Raw genomic sequence first — 17,455 nt, 5'->3', positions numbered from 1 at the left:
CTTGCGTCCCCCCCGGCTCGGCCTCGCGGCGTCCTGGGCGGCGGCGGCTCTGCTGGCCGCCGCGCCTCTGCTCTGGCCGATCGTCAACCCGGACCTGTTCTGGCACCTGAGCGCCGGCCGCTGGATCCTGGAGCACCGCGCCCTGCCGCGGGCGGACTTCCTCTCCTTCACCGCGGCGGGAAGGCCGTGGGTGGACTTCGAGTGGCTCAGCCAGCTGCTCTTCGCGGCCGCGCACGCGCTCGGGGGCATGACCGCGCTGTGGCTGTGCAAGGCCCTGCTGCTGGCCGGGTCCGGCGCCCTGCTGGAGCGCACTTTGGCCCGGCGCGGCTGCGGCCCGGCGCTGAGGGCCGCGGCCCTGGCCCTGTGGTCGGCGGGAATGCTCACCGACTCGGACATCCGGCCCGACCTGTTCTCCCTGCTGTTCGTCGGCGCTTTGGTCTACGCCGGGGAGGGCGGCTGGCTGCGCAAGCCTTCCCCCGGGGTCCTCGCGGTTGTCGCCGCGCTCTTCGCCTTATGGCCCGACCTGCACGGGGGCTTCCCCCTGGGCTGGTTCCTACTCTTCTGCTACGCGGTCGCTGGAGGCTCCTCGGTGCCGGCCACTTTGCTCAATCCCTACGGGACCGGCCCCTGGCGCGTGGTGCTGCTGCATTCCAGCCAGAGCCGCGACTTGTCCCGCGTCATCCTGGAATGGAAGGCTCTGGGCTTCTCCAATCCGATGTACTGGCCCGTATGGGGCCTGCTCGGCCTGACCGCGGCGGCGGTGGCCGGTCTGGTCTCGGCGAGACGCCGGACTTCCTGGCCGCTGCTGGCGGCCACCGTGGTCTTGGGTCTGGCCACTTTGCGCCACGAGCGTCTCTGTCCGTATTTCACGGCGTGCGCGGCGGCTTGGCTGCCGCTCCTGGCCAAAGACCTGGGCCTGGAGGATTCGGTCTGGGTGAGGCGGACCGCGGCGGTCTGGGCCGCGGCGTGCCTCCTTTTCCTGGGCTGGCTGGCGCCGCGGGTGGCCTGGACCGCGCGCTTCAACTACAAGTTCGTGCCCCGCGCCGCGGCCGAGTTCATGGCCGGGCAGCGCGGGGTGCTGGAGCCTCTGCGGCTCTACAACCAGTGGGAATGGGGCGGCTATCTGGGCTGGCGTCTGCGCCCTTGGTACCGGGTCTTCTGGGACGGGCGCTACATCTTCCAGGGGGAGCTGGCCGCGGCGGACCGGGCCATCCGGGGGCCGGAGGATTGGCAGCGCTTCCTGGCCGCGGGGCGCGCGGACGGGGCGGTGATGCTGAACCTGCCCCGGATGACGCCGGCGCGCAAGCTCTCCCCTGACGGCTCGCTCAAGGATTTTCCGCGGCCTTGGTATGTCTTCTATTTCCCGCGGGAGCGCTGGGCTTTGGTGTACTGGGACCCCAAGGCGCTGCTCTTCGTGGACCGCCAGGCGGTGCCCTCGGGGTGGCTGGCCGCCCACGAGTATCGCTATGCGCGGCCGAACGACGGCGCCGCGCTGCTGGAGGCGCTCCGGCTCAAGGAAGTCCCGGCTTCGGCCCTCGCCAAGGAAGACGAGCGCCATGAACGCGAGCTGGCCGAGTTCGACGCCAAGCGTCGGCCGTAAGCGGCCCTTGGGCCAAGAGGTACTTGAGGACCTCGGCGATCGCGGCGCGATGGTCCGGCTGCTGGGCGATCTTGGGCCCGCAGTCCTCGGCCGCGGTGCGTGAGGCGAAGTAGGCCTGGCCGCGGCGTCTGAGCTGGCCGGTCTCCTGGAGGCGGTCCAGGCTCCTGTCGATCTCCTGGTCGGTGGCGCGGGCGCCTCCCACGTAGTCGCTCAAGAGCACGAGGCCTTGGCTGGTGATGCCTTTCTCGCCCGCGCTGATGGCGGCGTAAAGGATGATGGCGTCTTGGAGGTCGAAGGTCGGCTTATCGTTGTCCATCGTTCTTCTCCGGCAGCGCTGAAGAATGGTGGCTGGTGATCAGCCACTGTTTCCCGTCCCACTTGTAGGTGTACGTGTAGCGGGCTTTGACCTGAGCGCCCGTGGTGCCGTAGGTGAACGTATAGAGCCCGGAATCCACCGCGGTGTTGCAGCCGATCTCTATGGTCCTCAGGTCGATCTTGCCCTTGGGCTTGTTCTGCAGGAAGTGCTGGAAGTAGTCCTCCTTCTCGGCCTGCGTCAATCGCGGCTGGTTCGACAAGGTGGGCAGGAGGATGGAGCCCTGCGCGTAGTTGGCGGCGACTTGGTGCGGGTCGCCGGTCTGCAGCGAGCGATCCCAGCGGTCGAACAGGGCCGCGATCTCCCGCTCATCGGTCGCTCTGCAGGCCTCTGAGCGCGCGGCCTGGGGCGCTTCCTGCACGACGTAGGAGAGTATCCGCGGCCACGTGCCCTTCTTCCGGTCGTCCAAGGTCCACACCTGGTGCGCGCGCATGGAGATGAATTGATTCTCCTTGGTCACAGCTTGCCAGAAGACGATCAGGTCGGCTTGATATTTGCCCTGGCCTAGGGAATTGACGTCTATTCGCTCGACTTGATGCGTGTTGGATCTGATATTCTCCCCGATCGCCGCGTACCAGCGCTTGAAATCCTGGTGCGAGCGGAGCGTGGCATCCGGGAATCTCATCTCCAGTCCTTCGTCCGCAAGCAGCGGGAGGAGCTTGCCGACTTCGACATGCTTGTCATATAGAGCGAACACATGATGGACGAAGCTCTTGATGTCGTTCTCGCCGAACCTGTTCTCCTGCTGGCGGTGGACCGCGGCAAGGTAGTCCGGCGGGACAGCGGCGGCGCCGCCGGCGTCGCAGCGCAGGGCGAATCCTCCCAAGAGCGTGCTCAAAAGTCCGATTGCCACCATTTTCATGTGCTGGTCACCTCAGATGCTTGCTGCATAAGCGAAGGCATCGCCTATGGGCTCGGAGGGGTTTGGCCGGCCTGCCTGGTCGAGAATGCCACCTGCCATCCGTCTTCGGCTTTGCCGTCTATCGACAATTTCCAGACGAACCGCTTCCCTGGCTCCAGGGGGATAGGTGCCAGATTGAAGGCGATGGGCACGTCGATCGGAGTGCCTTGAATCATCCCTGCGGGGCGGCCGACCTCGAAGTCGGCGGTGATGGCCAGGGGGGCATTCCCAGCGGGCGTCGCAACCATCACCGGATGATAATCGGAATCGACCAATTCCAGCTTCAAGGCGTGCTTTCGATTCGTCTCATTCCATGGGACTTCGATCTTGATGGCGATGGCGGATGGATTTGGCACCGGCCCGGTGAGAGACCAGCCACCGCCCATGATATAGAGCTTCCCGTTCACGGCTTGGGCGAAATCAGCGAGCAGCATCGTGACTTTCATTTTCGAACTCCCATGGAGGAGGATTTCATCAGATTCCCAAGAGCTCTGTCCGCAGGCCAGGAGCACTCGGCCTGCGATTGCGAATTTGTGTGATGAGTGGGAGTCGATGACAACGCTTGTGGCGCATTGCTCTTGCCCCTATTCCCATATTGTCAACGCATGGGTCTACCGCGCGCGCGGCAGCGCGCGGCGGCGGTGGACCCATGGCCCAGTTCCATCGGCCTGAAAGCGCGCCGATAGAACCCGATGTTAGACGCACCTCTCTATTCGTAGTGGGTCCAGAAACGGATTACTTTGACTGTCCTGGCGTCGGAAAGGACTTGATAGACAAGTCGGTGCTGGATGTTGATTCGCCGCGAGTAGGCGCCCGCCAAATCCCCAACCAATTTTTCAAATGGTGGCGGGCTCTGGAAGGGGTTCTTTTGGATGATTCCTAGAAGTGTTTCTGCTTTTGTCCTGAGGCCTGAGGCGCTTAGTTTCTTGGCATCCTTCAGCGCTTGCTTTGTGAAGATGAGTTGCCAGGTCACCAGGCGATTCTCTTGGCGCACTTGCCAACAGGGGTCTTTAGGCCTTCCCGAATGGATTCTCGCATTCCCGGGATTGAGAGCAAATATAGCGTTTCTTGAATGGAGCGCCAGTCTTCCTCCGAGACAAGCACGGCGCTAGAGCGCTTACCTGTAATTTGGACTGGGTCATGCGATGCGGCGGTTTGGTCCAAGAGCTTATAAAGCCTTGCCCTGGCCGTGCTTGCAGTCATGGTGGTCATATGGGCCTCTCTATTAAGCGTACCGGATGTCGTACGCTTTGTCAAGGGCTATTTTTGGTTTCTGGTTGCGCCCAACGAAACGCTGAGCCGCCGCCGGGCGCATGGGCCGACCGCTTGAGCGGGCGGCTCGTGCGAATGTCTAGGCACCCATCCACCTGAGGGCGATTTTCTTGTGATGTATCGCACAATCCCGAAGGTAGAGATTGATCAGGCTCTGATAAGGCATGCCGATTTCACCTGCCAGACCCTTGAAATAGGTCACTGTTCCACGGTCCAGCCGGATGGTAATCGGCTGTTTGAGCATGCCAATGTAGGGATTCTTTTGGCTCTTCATTTTGGAGAAGTCGTATGATTTTCTCATAGAATTAGCTCCCGTAACTCTTCGACTCACGTTTGAGTGCTTTTCTGGCCGAGATGATTCGAATGGCGGTGTCGTCTAGCCTAAAGCAATGGCACACGACGAGGATGCGGAGCTTGGCGCTCATGCCAAGCATAATGAAGCGGTCCTCGTCCTGAGAGTGATCCGGGTCGAAAAACCTCAGGGCATTTTCATCGAGGAAAACGGTGTGGGCTTCCTCAAACGAAACTCCATGCTTCTTAATGTTCTCCCTGTTCTTGGTTTCGTCCCATTCGAACCGCAATTCGCTCATATGTACAGTGTACAGCCCATGCTGGCTATTGTCAATATCTAAGTGTGCCTAACTCAGATTGCACGGAAACTGCATAGCTTGGTCGACAGGCATACTGTAACGCGGATTCTACTTCATCCACCTGCCCTTATCAATAAAATTTCCGGTCTCATGATATGCGGCATACAAGTCGGCCTATCCCGCCGCCCTCACCTCGCCGCAGCCTCCTGCCGCAACAGCCCCATGAACGCCGTGAACGTCCGCAAGGACGGGATATTCGACGAATGCTTGAGCATCTTATGTACATACTGCCGCGACACCTTCAGTGCCTCAGCCGTCCGCGTCCGGTTCAAAACCCGCAGATGCGCGCGGTAAATCTCGATGACCCCCTCGTAATCCCCCTCATCCAAAGCCTCCAAGATCGCCGCCCGGATGAAGTCCGGGTCCCGGAGTGTGATGGTCGGATCATGGACGCGGACCCGCGCTCCTGGTCTGAGCCGAACCTCCGTCCCTCTCCAGAATTCCGCGCGCTTGTGCGATATCCCTGTCTTGGCCATCCTTGTCGCCTCCCAACAACAGCAGTGCGTCATCGCCGCCCACGCTCACGATGACAGTGTAATCTATAGATGACAAGGTGTCAAGGTGTCCATCGCACATATCTCCCTACAAAACATACGAGATGCCCCGCCAAAAGTTCCCACCCGCCCATTGTTTGCTACAATCACTCTTCAGCATGAGACGGACCTTGCTGGCCGCGCCCCTGGCCCTCGCCCTCGTGCCGACGCTCGCCAATGGCGCCCCCCGGCAAACAGACAAACCCGTCAAAGAGAGGACCAAGAAGATGGCTTTCGAGCTCACCAGCCCCGCTTTCAAGAACAACGAACGCATCCCCCAGAAGCACACCGGGGAAGGCGAGGACGCCTCCCCCGCCCTGGCCTGGGCCGATGTCCCGGCGGGGACCGAGAGCTTCGCCCTCGTCATGGACGACCCCGACGCCCCCGTCGGACTCTGGCTCCATTGGGTCCTTTTCGACATCCCGGCCGGTCTCAAAGGCCTGCCCGAAGGCGTGACCAAGAAGGAAAGCCTCCCCGACGGCTCCAAGCACGGCAAATGCTGGGGCACCGAGAAGATGGGCTACGAACGCGCCGGCTACTACGGCCCCATGCCGCCCCCCGGCAAGCCCCACCGCTACGTCTTCAAGCTCTACGCCCTCGATCAGAAGCTCGGCCTTCCCGCCAAGGCCGACAAGAACGACATCCTCAGGGCCATGAAGGGACACATCCTCGGCGAGGCCCAGCTCATCGGCATCTACGAGCGCTGAGACCAAGGAGACCACCCATGAAACGGGCCCTCATCACCGGCATCACCGGCCAGGACGGCTCCTATCTCGCCGAGCTCCTGCTTGAGAAAGGCTACGAAGTCCACGGCATGGTCCGCCGCGTGGCCCTCGAAGACCCCCAGCACCGGCTCATGCGCGTCAGCCATCTCGTCAAAGACCTCCATCTGCATTCGGCCTCCTTGGAGAGCTACGCCAGCGTCTTCGACGTGCTCCAGAAGATCAAGCCCGACGAATGCTACCACCTCGCGGCCCAGAGCTTCGTGAGCTACTCCTTCGAGGACGAGTTCTCCACCATCAACACCAACATCAACGGGACCCACTTCGTGCTCTCCGCCCTCAAGCACGTGGTCCCCCAGTGCCGCTTCTACTTCGCCGCCTCCAGCGAGATGTTCGGCAAAGTGGCCGAGACCCCCCAGACCGAGAAGACCCCCTTCCATCCCCGCTCGCCCTACGGCATCTCCAAGGTCGCCGGCTTCGACCTCACCCGCAACTACCGCGAAGCCTACGGACTCCACGCCTCCAGCGGAATCCTCTTCAACCACGAATCCCCCCGCCGCGGCTACGAGTTCGTCACCCGCAAGATCACCAACGCCGCGGCCCGCATCAAGCTCGGCCTGGAGAAGGAGCTGCGCCTGGGCAACCTCGACGCCAAGCGCGACTGGGGCTACGCCAAGGACTACGTCAGAGCCATGTGGCTCATGCTCCAGCAGGACGCCCCGGACGACTACGTGGTGGCCACGGGCGAGACCCACGACGTGCGCGAGTTCGTCGACGCCGCCTTCGCCCACGTCGGCCTCAAGTGGAAGGACTACGTCAAGGTCGACGAGAACTTCTACCGCCCCGCCGAGGTGCAGACTTTGACCGGAGACGCCGCCAAGGCCAAGCGCGTGCTCGGCTGGGAGGAGACCGTGCGCTTCCGCCAGCTCGTGGAGATGATGGTCGACGCCGACCTCAAGAGCCTGAACAACGGCACGGCCGCTGCCGTCGCCCAGAAATGACCCATCCGCGGCGCATCCTCATCATCCAGCTGCGCCGCATCGGAGACGTCATCTTCACCCTCCCCCTCATCAAGGTCCTGCGCGAGAACTTCCCCAGAGCCCAGATCGACTTCCTGGTGGAGCAGCCCTCGGACCAGCTCGTCCGCCTCGACCCCGCCTTGAACGAGACGTTGGTCTACGACAAGAGGCGCCCCGTCCATTGGCTGCGCGAGGTCCGCGCGCGGCGCTACGACCTGGTCCTGGACTTCCTGGCCAACGGCCGCACCTGGCCGATCGCCTTCTGCTCCGGCGCCCGGAGCAAGGCCGCCTTCACGGGGCCCTGGAGGCGCAGCCTGGTCTACAACCACCTGGCCCGCGCCACGCCCAACGCCTACCTCGTGGAACAGAAGCTCGACATCCTGCGCTCCCTCGGCCTCCAGGTCGGCTCCTGGGGCTGGGACATCCGCCTGCCCGCGGCCGACACGAAATGGGCGGAGGATTTCCTGAAGGAGCAGAGCGTGGGCTCGGCGCGGGCCTTGGTCGCGCTGGCCCCGGCTTCGCGGCGCGAGACCCGGCGCTGGCTGCCCGCGCGCTTCGCGGAGGTCGCCCAAGGCCTGTTAAGCCGGGGCCGCGACGTGCTATTCCTCTGGGGACCCGGGGAGAAGGAGTACATCGAAGACATCGCGCGCCGGGCCGGCGATGCCGGGCCCGGCCGAAAGGTCATCCCACCCGACACGCCCTTGCTGCGCTTGGCCGCGCTCATCCGGTCGTCCGCCTTGGTTTTGACCGTCGAGAACGGCCCCAAGAACCTCGCCGTGGCCCTCGGCGTGCCCACCGTCAACATCGTGGGCCCCAACAACCCCGGCTCGTTCAACCCCTTGAGCGACCCGTCCCACGTGGTGCTCAGAGACGAGTCCTTGGGCTGCCTCGGCTGCGAGCTCAACGCCTGTCCCTCTCACCACGAGTGCATGGAGAACATCACCCCGGACTCAGTCCTGCGGGAGATCGAGCGTCTGCTCTCCCGCCCGGCCCCGGCCTCGGCACCAGCAGCGCAAGGAGCTTGATATGACGCAGAAACCGACATTCGACCTGGGCCACCTCGTCAGCGAACTGGCCCGCACCAACATCGAGCTGTGGCACCAGGAGGACATCGCGCGCCTGCAGGACGACAGCGCGGTGGTCAAGGCCAAGCGCAGCATCGACAAGCTCAATCAGCAGCGCAACGACCTCATCGAGAAGATCGACGAGACCGCCCTGCGGGCCATGGAAGCCGCGGCCCGCAAGGGCGCCTGAGGCCCGGCCATGGCTGAGACCGTCGGCTGGCTGGTGGACAAGATCACCATATCGGAGCTCAAGATCTATCACACGCTCGAGCAGCTCGAACGCAAGGACGTGGGCCCCGAGCATAAGGAGCTCTGCCAAAGGCGCTTGGAGGTCCTGCGCCGGCAGCGCGACGACCTCCGCGAGGAGCTCAGCGCCCTGTATGCCGACGTGGTCAGCGGCAAGACCAAGCTCAAGATCTACCGCCAGTTCAAGATGTACAACGACCCCCGCTTCCTCATCAAGAAAGACTCCAAAGCCTGAAAATTCGCTATAATGCCCCCTGCTGGAAAGGTGGGTGAGCGGTTGAAACCGCACGACTGGAAATCGTGTAGGGTCTAAAAGCCCTCGGGGGTTCGAATCCCCCCCTTTCCGCACGATTTCCCCCCTAGAAAAGCCCATGCCCCGCCGCCTAGTCTGGGTCCTGGCGGCGCTGACCGCAGCCAGCGCCGCCATCCTTTACGCGGCTCCCGCCCAGTACCTCGGCCGCCAGCAGGACGACCTCCTTTACATCATCGGCTCGCAATCCTTGGCCCAAGGGAGCTACCGTCTATCCACCTGCATCGTCCAGCCGCCCATGGTCGCGGTCGTCCCCGGCCTGCCGATCCTGCTGCTTCCCGTGACCTGGCTCTGCGGGGGCTGGACCGGGGCCTACCAGATCTTCTGCGCCTTGATCCTGGCCTGCCTGCCGTGGCTGCTTTGGTGGTGGTGCCGCAGGCGCCTGGGCGAGCTCGAGTCCGTGCTCATCGCGCTGCTCTTCGCTACCAGCCCGCTCGTCCTGTGCCAATCGGGCGCGGTGATGAGCGAAGGCTCCTACGCCGCTTTGGCGGTGCTCTTCCTGGCCGCGCTCGAGTCCCGGCGCTGGCCGGCCGCGGGAGCCCTGCTGCTGGCCCTGACCCAGCTGCGTCTGGCCGGCTGCTCTTTGCTGCTCGCCGCCCTCTGCGGCCCTTGGCGCCGAAAGGACTGGCGGGCCGCCTGCTGGTCGGCGCTGCCCGCGGCTCTGGCCGGCCTGCTGTGGTACGCTTGGTCCCACAGCGCGTCCCGGGGCGCCGGGGAGTTCCACATGCTGGAGCTGAAGGACTCCTACCAAGGCCACCACTGGCTCCGGGTCCTGGCCGTGGCCTTCGACAACGGCCGCTATTATCTCGCCTCATGCGGCGGCAGCTTCCTGCCCTTGCGCTGGAGCCGGGCGGCGGGGCTGGCCGGCGCGGCGCTGGCCGCCCTGGCCCTGCGCGGCGCCTGGCGCCTGCGCAGCGATGAGCAGGCCCGACCGGCCATCCTGATGCTCTGCGGCGCCGCTCTCATGCACGCCTTCTGGCCCTGGCAATACGACCGCTACCTCATCCCCCTGCTGCCCTGGCTGCTCTGGCTGGTCGCCGCGGGCGCCGGCCGCCGCGCCCGCTGGCTGCTCGGCTTCCTGCTGGCGCTGCAATTGACCTGCCACTCCGCGCGCTGGCTCGCCGGAGTCGAGGCCTGGAGGCAGCCGGAGCTGCTCCAGACCTACGCCTGGCTGCGCGGGCACGCCGGCGCCGCCGACGGACTGGCCAGCGCCCTCAACGTGCGCGACGGATTCTTCTGCTCGCGCCCCAGCCTGCCTCTGCCTGACGCGCAAGAGCCGGAAGGATTCGCCGGGGTCCTGCGGCGCTTCCGCGTCCGCTGGGTCCTATGGCAAGACGGCATCGATGTCGGCCTTTCGGCCCGCCGAGGCTCCACCATGGAACGCAAGCTGGAGCAGGTCCGGACCTATTTGAAGGACGGCCGTCGCTTCCGGCTCGCCTACGAGAATCCCGAGGAGCGCGCCCGCGTCTATGAGCTCCGTTAGGAGGAGCCATCTGGTCCTGGTGGCAGCCGCTGCCGCGGGAGTCTACCTCATGACCCTGTGGACCCAGGGCTTCATCCGGGACGACCGCTGGCTCATCGCAGGCAATCACCTCCTGTCCCAAGGCCTCGGCGGCGTGACCCATATCCTGAGCAGCGGCTATGTCGAGATGGTGATGGGCTCCCAGGCACCCATCCAGGAGTACCGGCCGCTGCTGACCCTCACTTTCCTCCTGCACTTCCTCACCACGGGCGCGACACCCTGGCCCATGCACGCCGTCAACATCCTGCTGCACGCGACGGCCTGCTGTCTGCTCCTGGCGGCCCTGCGCCGCCGCATGACCGCGGCCGCGGCCTTGGCCGCAGCGCTGCTCTTCGCCGTCATGCCGGTCCATGCCGAAGTCGTTTCCTATATCACCAGCCGCTCGGAGCTGCTCGTGGCCGTCTGCGTGCTGGGAGCCTGGCTCCTGCTGGAGCGCGAGACCCACGGCCTGAGGCTGGCCGCCGGCACCGCGCTTTTCTGCGTGGGCCTGCTCAGCAAGGAGCACGCCATCGTATTTCCGGTCTTCCTGGCGCTCGGCGACTGGACCTTCCACGGGCAGACGCCCTGGCGCGCCGGCCGCTTGCGCGTCCACCTCGCTCTGGCCGTCTGCGCCGCGGCCTACCTCCTGCTCCGGCGGCTCGTCCTCTCGCATCCGCTCCACGGCGGCGTGCCCTATTTCCCAGACCGGACCACGGCCTGGCTGACCTTCTCCCGCTTCGCCTTGGCCCATTACCTCTGGCCGAGTCTGAGCGGCACCGGCCTCTGCGCGGACTTCAGCCGCCCCCTGGTGCCGGACGCCCGGCCCGAGGCCTGGAGCGCGTGGCTGGCGCCGGCGGTCTGGGTCGCGTTGGGCGCGACTGCGGCGCGCGCCGTGGCGCGGCGCCGGGCCTGGGGCTTCTGGGTGCTCGGGCCGGCGCTCTTCCTCCTGCCGACCTGCCACCTCCTCTTCCCCCTCGACACGCTGGGCGCAGAACGCTTGCTCTACCTGCCCACCGTGGGCTTGGCCGCGCTGCTGGGCGGCGCCTGCCATCGATTGCAGGAGAGGAGCCCGCTGCTGGGGCAGTCGGTCCTAGCCATGGCCGCGCTCTGGTACGCGGGCGCCACGATCGCGCGCAACCGGGCCTGGCTCTCGGAGCTGGCCTATTACCAAGCCGCGGTGAGCTGCAATCCCGTCTCGGCCAGATCCCGCGCCGCCTTGGGAACGTCCCGGATCGAGAAGGGCGATCTGGAACAGGGCGAGGCGGATCTGCTCGCCGCCGTGGCTCTGGACCCGCGCCTGCCGCAGTCCTACTACAACCTAGGCCGATTGGCATGGGAGCGCGGCGATTTGGATCGAGCGCAACGGTTCTCGCAGAGGACGCTGGAGCTCGACGCCTCCGCCTCGGACGCCAAGGTCCTGCTCGCCCTCTGCCTGGAGCGGCGAGGTCAATTCGCCCCGGCGGCTCAACTGCTGGAGAACGTGCTGGCCGCCATGCCCTGGCACACGGAAGCCCTCTTCAACCTGGGGCGACTGGAGCTGCTGCGCGGCCGCCCGGCGCTGGCGCGGCCCCTCTTCGCCCGGTTCGCGCAGCTGGCACCCGATGATCCGGACGCTCCCCAAGCCAGAGCGCTGGCAGCGCCATGAAGAAGCATCCCGCCCTGGTCCCTTGGTGCGTGGGCCTGTGCGTCACCCTCCTTTACCTCTGCTTCCACACCACGTTCTACAACTTCGACGGGGTGGCCTGCGCCATCGCGGTGGAGCTGGGCGACTTCCGGCATCTGGCCCACGGCAATCACCTGGCCTATGGCCTGCTGGGCTGGGCTTGGACCGAAGTCTGGCGTCTGCTGGGTTTCACGGGGCCAGCCCTGCTGTGCCTGCAGGTCCTGGACAGCCTCTTGGGTGGCTTGGGCGCCGGCCTTTTCTGCCGCTTCCTGCTGCGCCGGTTGAAGTCATCTCCCGGCGTTGCGGTCGTGGCATCCGCGGGCCTGGCGCTGTCCTATGCCTGGTGGTTCTGGAGTCTGGAAGCCCAGGTCTACATCCTGGGGGCGGTCTTCCTGGCCCTGGCTGCGGATGCGGCTTGGGCCCAGGAGCCGGAACCCCGACTGACCGGATTCTATATCGCGGCGGCGGCCCTGGGCCATGTCGGCAACGCCATGTTCCTGTTCTGCGCGCTCTATCTCCTGCGCCGGCCAGGACGCACACGCCGGCTCTGGCTGAGTTGTGGCGCCGCTTTCGCCCTCACCCTCCTGACCTCCTACGCCGCCGCCGCGCTCTGGTGCGTCCAGCCCCGCAGCGTCGAGGATTGGCGCGTTTGGCTGCTAGGGAGCGCGGTGCTCTCACCGGACCGCTCCTTTGCCTGGCATTCGGACTCCAGGATCGGGCAGAGCATGGCATCCTGGCTCGGCGTGACTTTGCGCATCTTCGCCGACCCGGTGGGCCTTTCACGGCCCTGGTCCGGGCTGGGCTGGGTCCTTAGCGCGCTGCCCTTGGCGGCGGCGGCGGCCGGCCTGCGGCGCTGGACGCGCGACGCCAAGGCGGCCTTGGTGTGGCTGGGCGGCTATGCTCTGCTTTTCCTTTCCTGGCAGCCCCACAGCATATACTATCGAATCACGGATCTCATGGCCTTATGGCTGCTCGCCGCGCTCTGGGCCGAGGCCGCGCCATGGCGGCGGCGAGCCCTTGCCGGCAGCGCCCTGGCCTTGGGCCTGTTCAACGGCATTTTCCTCATCCTGCCCCAGACCGATCCCGCGCGCAACGCTGCCTATCAGGAGGCCCTCCGGATCGCGCGGGACACCCCCGAGCCAGCCTGGGTGGTGGTCATGGCCTCGGACCAGGTCTACATCCCGTACTTCGCCGGGCGCAAGCCTCTCAACCTGCGCTATTTCGAGGGACGGCCCGAGGCCCTGGCGCTGCGGCTGCGGGAGCTGTCCGCTCTCGGCTCGCCGGTCTTCGTCACCGACGCCGTCCTGCGCGCGAACGGCTGGGGGGATTTCTTCCGCGGCTACGATCTGCAGGAGGCCGGAGCGCCGGGCGCGGGGATCTATCGGATCGGGATGAAAGGGAATCCCAGCGGGAGCAGGCAGAAAAAATTGAACACCGCTCCTGCCGCCAAGAAGGGGCCGAACGGGACGGGGTCCGCCATACGCAGCTCCCCCTTCAGCACCCGGCCGACGCCGTAGATCGTCCCCAAAAGAGACCCCACCAGCAGGCAGTCATAGGCGCCGGTGCCGCCGGCCCAAGCCCCCACGCCAGCCAGCAGGATGACGTCGCCCCAGCCCATGGCCTCCTTGCCGAAGAGACGCTTGCCCAGCTCCGCGATGCCCCAGCAAATGAGGAATCCCACCGTGGCGCCCTGGGCGCTGGCGGCGACGGACCAGTACCAAGAGGCCCGCGTCAGAAGCGGATTGATGGGCGCGCAAAGCAGTCCGCCCGCGATCAAGCTGAAGGAGAGCGCGTCCGGGATGAACCCGGTATCCCAATCTATCAAGGAGAGGGCCAAGAGGTCTCCCACGGCCAGGACGACCGGGACAGCCCATCCCGGATGGCTCTGCCAGCGCAGCCAGACCGCCAGGCTCAAGAATGCCATCAGGAGCTCCACGAGCAGATATCGGGCCGAGATGGACTTGCCGCAGCGACGGCAGCGGCCGCGCAGGAGCAGCCAACTCAGGATGGGGATGTTGTCGTAGGGCGCGATGGGCCGGCCGCAGCGCGGGCAGTGCGAACCCGGCAGGACCAAGGACTCCTCGCGGGGCAGGCGGTAGGCGACGACGTTGATGAAGCTGCCCAGGCACGCGCCCAGCCAAAAAGCCAGCAGCCTTGCCATGCCACCATCATACAAAAAAGAAGGAGGCCTCCCCCCTTAGCCGGGGGAAGGCCTCCCTATTCGTCCGTCAGTCTAGGCGGCTCAGTAAGCCGTCCAGATGGAGCCCTTGGTGTCCGTGTGCGTGCAGTTGACCAGCACCGTGCCCAGGTTCGGGTCGGTAGCCGAGTTGTTGTAGTTCCACCCCCCGTTCGTGTCGGGAGGGACGACCCCGTTGGTGATCGACGAACTATCCGGATGGTAGTTCGGAGCCTTGGCCATCGGGATCGCCGACAGGTACTTGCCGTTGACGGTCAACGACTCGAGCAACGACGGGTACTGCCCCTCCATGTCGCCGTAGTAGATGCTCAGCGCGGAGCGGATCGCACCCAGGTTGCCCTTGGACGCACCTTCACTTGACTTACGGATGAGCGAGGCGAACTTCGGTATGGCGATAGCCGCCAATATACCAATGATAGCAACCACGATCATCAACTCGATGAGCGTGAAGCCCGAAGCGCCCCATCTTTTCGTCTTGTTCATGCTATACCCCCTTACTGCCGTTAGGATTATGATAAGGGTAAATAATTGGTATCGGCAGTGTCAATATAGCCATGAACTTCAGACATAGTATATGGCATGCGCCCGTCTTTGTCAACAGGTAAAAGGTGTGACCTTAGGCACATTCTAAAATGGTGCGCAGGGGGGGACTTGAACCCCCAAGGCCTTGCGGCCATACGGTCCTGAGCCGTACGCGTCTGCCAGTTCCGCCACCTGCGCGTCATTATGGTAAACTCAAGGAGCCAGTGATACGATCAGCATTCTAGCAAAAATAGCGACATGGGCAAGAGCGATAAAAAAGAAGCCGAGGCCAAGCAGACCGTCGCCACGAACCGCAAGGCCCGGCACTTCTACGAGGTCTTGGAGGTCTTCGAGGCCGGGCTCTGCCTGACCGGACCGGAAGTTAAGTCCCTGCGCGACGGACGGGCCTCTTTGGACGGCTGCTTCGGCCGGCACGAAGGGCGGGAGCTGTTCCTCTTCAATTTCTACATCCCCCCCTACAGATTCAACACCGCCTCCCTGCCCTTGGACTCGCGCCGCACCCGCAAGCTGCTCATGAGCCGAGCCCAGATAGACCGCATCGCCCGCAGCCTCCAGACCAAGGGCCTCACCATGGTCCCGCTCGAAGTCTATTTCCGCCGAGGGTGGGCCAAGGTGGCCCTGGCCCTGGCGCGCGGCAAGAAGAGCCCGGATCGCCGCGATGACTTGAAGAAGAAAGCGGTCATGCGGGAAGCGCAGAAGTCATTCAAGGGCAAGTACCGGGGCTAGCCCCGGCGAGCGCGCGCTCTGGCTTGGCGGCGCGCGCGCGCGAGGTTGGCCCGCCCGCCCGCATCGAGCAGCTGCAAGCGGGCAAGCCCCTCGAAGTACGCGATGGCGCCGCGCTCGTCGCCCAGGGCGGCCCGGGCCGTGAACCAGTCCGCGCGGGCTTTCCGGCAGACGGGATTGGTTTCGATGATGCTCCGGAGGCGGGAGGCGTCTGCGGGGACTTCGTTGGCCATGGCGGCCCGCATGAGCGCGTCCTCGGCCGGGATACAGGCGGGATTGGCGCTCAGAGCCCGCGCGAAACAATCCGCCGCCTCGGCGGTCCGGCCAGCTTGGGCCAGCGCGGAGCCCATGCTCTCATTGGCGATCGCGCTCTGGGGATCGAGCTTGAGCGCGTGCGCCCAAAGGGTCAAGGAATCCTTCCAGACGCCGGTCTGGCGCCACGAAAGGCCCCCCAAGACCAGCAGCACAGCCGCGGTCGTCGCCGCCGCAGGCCTGCGCAAGCCGCTCTCGAGTCCGCGCCGCAGGCAGGCGCCGGCGAGCAAGGCCCAACTCAGGCAGGAGAGGTAGCTGTAGCGGTCGGCCACGAGCACCACTCCGGAACCGAGTATGCCTGAAACGGGCGCGAGGATCGCCAGATAGGCCAGCCAGGAGGCGCTCAGGCCAGGGCAGTCGCGTCGGAGTCTCCAAGCCAGAATGGTGATCAACGCGATCCCGCCTGCTGCCAGCCAGGGGATGGCTCCCAGGGCGCCCAGATCGGCAGGCGAGTCATAGCTCGGGGATAGGCCGATGGGAAGGACGGTCTTGGAGAGATAGAAGATCGCGCCATAAGCACCTTTCCTGAGACAGTTGCCCAGCCCATACTGGACCATGTTCCCGAGCCCACGGCTTTGCACCACGATGGTCAAGGTGAAAAGACCTATGCCGGCGGCCAACAGGAAATAGGGAATCTTCTCAAGCCAGACGGATCGGGCTTGAGGCTCGAGCCAGCGTCGCGGATCGCAGGGCAGCCGCCGCAGGGGATAGGCATCGAGGATGAGCAGGACCAGGGGCAAGGTGACGGCCAGGCCTTTAGAGAGCAGCGCGCCGATGAACAATGCCAAGGACGCGACCGGGCGGCGGCCCTCGCTATGCGCGCGCAGGTAAGAAAGGACCGCTCCCAGGAAGAACGCCCCGCACACCACATCCCTGCGTTCGGTGGCCCAAGCCACGGATTCGACGCGCAGGGGATGTACGGCGAAGGCCAGGGCCGCCGCCGCCGCCGCGGCTTCCAGGGAGAACGATTGGGAAGGGGCGGCCGGCGTCCGGCACAGCGAGAAGATCAGCCGCGCCACCAGGAAAAAGAGCACGGCGTTGGCGGCATGGATGAGCAGGCTCGTAAAGTGGTAGCCGGCGGGAGCGAGCCCCCACAGCCAGTAGTCTGCTGCGTAAGTCATCCAGGTGAGGGGTTGATAGATGCCCGACAAGCAGGCCGTGAACATCCAGCGCAGGTGGCTGGGGGTCAGCCCTCGGAAGTGAGGGTTATCGAGCAGGAAGACGCCGTCGTCCCAATTGACCCAGCCGTTGCCGAGCGCGGGCAGGAATGCCAGAAGGGTCGCCGAGGCGACCAGCAGGGCGGCCCACGCAGTACCGGAAGGAAGTCGTTTACTTGATGGCAAACAATTCGTCGGGCCGGAGGGTCCCGCCTTCAAAGATCAGATCCTCCAGCCAAGCCCCGGCCGACTCGGGATTCATGGGCACGAATTTGCCCGAGGCCGTGGCGAGCTCCTGGCCCTGCTCGTCGATCACCCGCGCCGCGGTGAGGACCATCCTGGCCTTCGTCTCGTTGACCTGCCCCTCGGCGCGCAGCCGCATCCCTAGCCGGGCCGGCCGGCGCAGCCGCGTGGTCATCTCCGCCGTGACGCAGGGCCTCCGGGCCGAGACCATGGCCGCCCAAGCCATGACCTCGTCCATCAAGGCCATGGTGATGCCGCCGTGGACGAAGGTCTTCCAGCCCAGGTCCGCCTCGCGCGCCGTGTGCTCCAAGACGGCAAGGCCGGCCTCAAGCCGGCAGCGCAGGCGCAGGCCGTGGGGGTTGTCCTGCCCGCAGACGAAGCAGGCCCGCGTCCAAGGCAGGGTCTTTGCGCCGGTCATAAGGCCCC

Annotated in this window: 18 protein-coding genes, 2 tRNA genes and 2 pseudogenes; 9 read left to right on the top strand and 13 right to left on the bottom strand. The window is 65.4% G+C overall.

All coding sequences use genetic code 11. From position 1 onward, the window contains the following. The first annotated feature begins 1 nt into the window (after position 1). The gene (locus NTY77_03300; GenBank protein MCX5794506.1) at positions 2–1,600 is read left to right on the top strand and encodes a hypothetical protein; all 1,599 of its coding nucleotides are present in this window, start codon (positions 2–4) and stop codon (positions 1,598–1,600) included. Here NTY77_03300 and NTY77_03295 read toward each other — a convergent pair. From NTY77_03295 to NTY77_03260, 8 genes are all read right to left on the bottom strand, one after another. Beyond that, a complete protein-coding gene (locus NTY77_03295) occupies positions 1,512–1,916 on the bottom strand; it encodes a hypothetical protein (GenBank protein ID MCX5794505.1) in 405 nt (134 codons plus the stop codon). The two genes, NTY77_03300 and NTY77_03295, sit on opposite strands and share 89 nt — an antisense overlap. Continuing rightward, positions 1,903–2,349, bottom strand: a complete 447-nt coding sequence (locus tag NTY77_03290; protein MCX5794504.1) for an SgcJ/EcaC family oxidoreductase — start codon at positions 2,347–2,349, stop codon at positions 1,903–1,905. The genes NTY77_03295 and NTY77_03290 overlap by 14 nt, the downstream gene beginning before the upstream one ends. Before the next feature lie 530 nt (positions 2,350–2,879). Beyond that, the gene (locus NTY77_03285) at positions 2,880–3,320 is read right to left on the bottom strand and encodes a hypothetical protein (protein MCX5794503.1); all 441 of its coding nucleotides are present in this window, start codon (positions 3,318–3,320) and stop codon (positions 2,880–2,882) included. Positions 3,321–3,583: 263 nt separating this feature from the next. After that, on the bottom strand, positions 3,584–3,847 hold the full coding sequence (locus NTY77_03280; protein ID MCX5794502.1) for a Txe/YoeB family addiction module toxin: 264 nt from the start codon (positions 3,845–3,847) through the stop codon (positions 3,584–3,586). Next, entirely contained in the window at positions 3,844–4,086 is a 243-nt protein-coding gene (locus NTY77_03275; protein MCX5794501.1) for a type II toxin-antitoxin system Phd/YefM family antitoxin, read from the bottom strand. The genes NTY77_03280 and NTY77_03275 overlap by 4 nt, the downstream gene beginning before the upstream one ends. 139 nt (positions 4,087–4,225) lie before the next feature. Continuing rightward, positions 4,226–4,447 carry an antitoxin gene (locus NTY77_03270; protein ID MCX5794500.1) on the bottom strand — a complete coding sequence of 74 codons (222 nt, stop codon included), beginning with the start codon at positions 4,445–4,447 and terminating at the stop codon, positions 4,226–4,228. A gap of 4 nt (positions 4,448–4,451) precedes the next feature. Further along, positions 4,452–4,736: a BrnT family toxin gene (locus NTY77_03265; protein MCX5794499.1), complete on the bottom strand. Its 285-nt coding sequence runs from the start codon at positions 4,734–4,736 to the stop codon at positions 4,452–4,454. A 188-nt stretch (positions 4,737–4,924) separates the two neighbouring features. After that, complete coding sequence (locus NTY77_03260; GenBank protein MCX5794498.1) at positions 4,925–5,272, bottom strand: hypothetical protein; 348 nt, start codon at positions 5,270–5,272, stop codon at positions 4,925–4,927. A 176-nt stretch (positions 5,273–5,448) separates the two neighbouring features. Here NTY77_03260 and NTY77_03255 point away from each other — a divergent pair, with 176 nt between their 5' ends. The 7 genes and pseudogenes from NTY77_03255 to NTY77_03225 all read left to right on the top strand — a co-directional run bounded on the left by NTY77_03255 (position 5,449) and on the right by NTY77_03225 (position 11,836). Beyond that, positions 5,449–6,036, top strand: a complete 588-nt coding sequence (locus NTY77_03255) for a YbhB/YbcL family Raf kinase inhibitor-like protein (protein MCX5794497.1) — start codon at positions 5,449–5,451, stop codon at positions 6,034–6,036. A gap of 17 nt (positions 6,037–6,053) precedes the next feature. Then, positions 6,054–7,052 (top strand): GDP-mannose 4,6-dehydratase, encoded by a 999-nt coding sequence (gmd, locus tag NTY77_03250; protein MCX5794496.1) that lies wholly within the window; start codon positions 6,054–6,056, stop codon positions 7,050–7,052. Then, on the top strand, positions 7,049–8,095 hold the full coding sequence (locus NTY77_03245; protein MCX5794495.1) for a glycosyltransferase family 9 protein: 1,047 nt from the start codon (positions 7,049–7,051) through the stop codon (positions 8,093–8,095). The genes gmd and NTY77_03245 overlap by 4 nt, the downstream gene beginning before the upstream one ends. Position 8,096: 1 nt before the next feature. After that, positions 8,097–8,615 (top strand): annotated as a pseudogene (locus tag NTY77_03240) (DUF4254 domain-containing protein). Between the two features lie 24 nt (positions 8,616–8,639). Then, a tRNA-Ser gene (locus NTY77_03235) sits at positions 8,640–8,726 on the top strand. Positions 8,727–8,751: 25 nt separating this feature from the next. Beyond that, positions 8,752–10,173 carry a hypothetical protein gene (locus NTY77_03230; protein ID MCX5794494.1) on the top strand — a complete coding sequence of 474 codons (1,422 nt, stop codon included), beginning with the start codon at positions 8,752–8,754 and terminating at the stop codon, positions 10,171–10,173. After that, complete coding sequence (locus tag NTY77_03225) at positions 10,160–11,836, top strand: tetratricopeptide repeat protein (protein MCX5794493.1); 1,677 nt, start codon at positions 10,160–10,162, stop codon at positions 11,834–11,836. Before NTY77_03230 ends, NTY77_03225 begins: the two co-directional genes overlap by 14 nt. 1,396 nt (positions 11,837–13,232) lie before the next feature. Here the strand turns inward: NTY77_03225 and NTY77_03220 are convergent. The 3 genes and pseudogenes from NTY77_03220 to NTY77_03210 form a co-directional block, all read right to left on the bottom strand. Then, positions 13,233–14,015 (bottom strand): prepilin peptidase, encoded by a 783-nt coding sequence (locus NTY77_03220; GenBank protein ID MCX5794492.1) that lies wholly within the window; start codon positions 14,013–14,015, stop codon positions 13,233–13,235. A gap of 393 nt (positions 14,016–14,408) precedes the next feature. Beyond that, a pseudogene (locus NTY77_03215) lies at positions 14,409–14,534 on the bottom strand (prepilin-type N-terminal cleavage/methylation domain-containing protein). 150 nt (positions 14,535–14,684) lie between these two features. Beyond that, a tRNA-Leu gene (locus tag NTY77_03210) sits at positions 14,685–14,771 on the bottom strand. 60 nt (positions 14,772–14,831) lie between these two features. Here NTY77_03210 and smpB point away from each other — a divergent pair. Beyond that, positions 14,832–15,320 carry an SsrA-binding protein SmpB gene (gene smpB / locus NTY77_03205; GenBank protein ID MCX5794491.1) on the top strand — a complete coding sequence of 163 codons (489 nt, stop codon included), beginning with the start codon at positions 14,832–14,834 and terminating at the stop codon, positions 15,318–15,320. Here the strand turns inward: smpB and NTY77_03200 are convergent. Both NTY77_03200 and NTY77_03195 read right to left on the bottom strand, forming a co-directional pair. Next, positions 15,317–16,972: a hypothetical protein gene (locus NTY77_03200; protein ID MCX5794490.1), complete on the bottom strand. Its 1,656-nt coding sequence runs from the start codon at positions 16,970–16,972 to the stop codon at positions 15,317–15,319. The two genes, smpB and NTY77_03200, sit on opposite strands and share 4 nt — an antisense overlap. Further along, positions 16,959–17,447 carry a PaaI family thioesterase gene (locus NTY77_03195; protein MCX5794489.1) on the bottom strand — a complete coding sequence of 163 codons (489 nt, stop codon included), beginning with the start codon at positions 17,445–17,447 and terminating at the stop codon, positions 16,959–16,961. Before NTY77_03195 ends, NTY77_03200 begins: the two co-directional genes overlap by 14 nt. Positions 17,448–17,455 lie beyond the last annotated feature (8 nt).

It is taken from the genome of Elusimicrobiota bacterium, from assembly GCA_026388095.1.
GTDB lineage: Bacteria > Elusimicrobiota > Elusimicrobia > UBA1565 > UBA9628 > UBA9628.
Note: the sequence above shows the minus strand (reverse complement) of the source record. Positions and strands in the feature narration are given on the sequence as shown.

What these genes read in the sequence shown, in the direction of transcription:
- gmd (MCX5794496.1), top strand. Translation starts at nt 6,054, where the DNA reads ATGAAACGGGCCCTCATCACCGGCATCACCGGCCAGGACGGCTCCTAT.
- NTY77_03230 (MCX5794494.1), top strand. Translation starts at nt 8,752, where the DNA reads ATGCCCCGCCGCCTAGTCTGGGTCCTGGCGGCGCTGACCGCAGCCAGC.
- NTY77_03265 (MCX5794499.1), bottom strand. Translation starts at nt 4,736, where the DNA reads ATGAGCGAATTGCGGTTCGAATGGGACGAAACCAAGAACAGGGAGAAC.
- smpB (MCX5794491.1), top strand. Translation starts at nt 14,832, where the DNA reads ATGGGCAAGAGCGATAAAAAAGAAGCCGAGGCCAAGCAGACCGTCGCC.
- NTY77_03260 (MCX5794498.1), bottom strand. Translation starts at nt 5,272, where the DNA reads ATGGCCAAGACAGGGATATCGCACAAGCGCGCGGAATTCTGGAGAGGG.
- NTY77_03245 (MCX5794495.1), top strand. Translation starts at nt 7,049, where the DNA reads ATGACCCATCCGCGGCGCATCCTCATCATCCAGCTGCGCCGCATCGGA.
- NTY77_03295 (MCX5794505.1), bottom strand. Translation starts at nt 1,916, where the DNA reads ATGGACAACGATAAGCCGACCTTCGACCTCCAAGACGCCATCATCCTT.
- NTY77_03255 (MCX5794497.1), top strand. Translation starts at nt 5,449, where the DNA reads ATGAGACGGACCTTGCTGGCCGCGCCCCTGGCCCTCGCCCTCGTGCCG.
- NTY77_03220 (MCX5794492.1), bottom strand. Translation starts at nt 14,015, where the DNA reads ATGGCAAGGCTGCTGGCTTTTTGGCTGGGCGCGTGCCTGGGCAGCTTC.
- NTY77_03270 (MCX5794500.1), bottom strand. Translation starts at nt 4,447, where the DNA reads ATGAGAAAATCATACGACTTCTCCAAAATGAAGAGCCAAAAGAATCCC.
- NTY77_03195 (MCX5794489.1), bottom strand. Translation starts at nt 17,447, where the DNA reads ATGACCGGCGCAAAGACCCTGCCTTGGACGCGGGCCTGCTTCGTCTGC.
- NTY77_03285 (MCX5794503.1), bottom strand. Translation starts at nt 3,320, where the DNA reads ATGAAAGTCACGATGCTGCTCGCTGATTTCGCCCAAGCCGTGAACGGG.
- NTY77_03275 (MCX5794501.1), bottom strand. Translation starts at nt 4,086, where the DNA reads ATGACCACCATGACTGCAAGCACGGCCAGGGCAAGGCTTTATAAGCTC.
- NTY77_03225 (MCX5794493.1), top strand. Translation starts at nt 10,160, where the DNA reads ATGAGCTCCGTTAGGAGGAGCCATCTGGTCCTGGTGGCAGCCGCTGCC.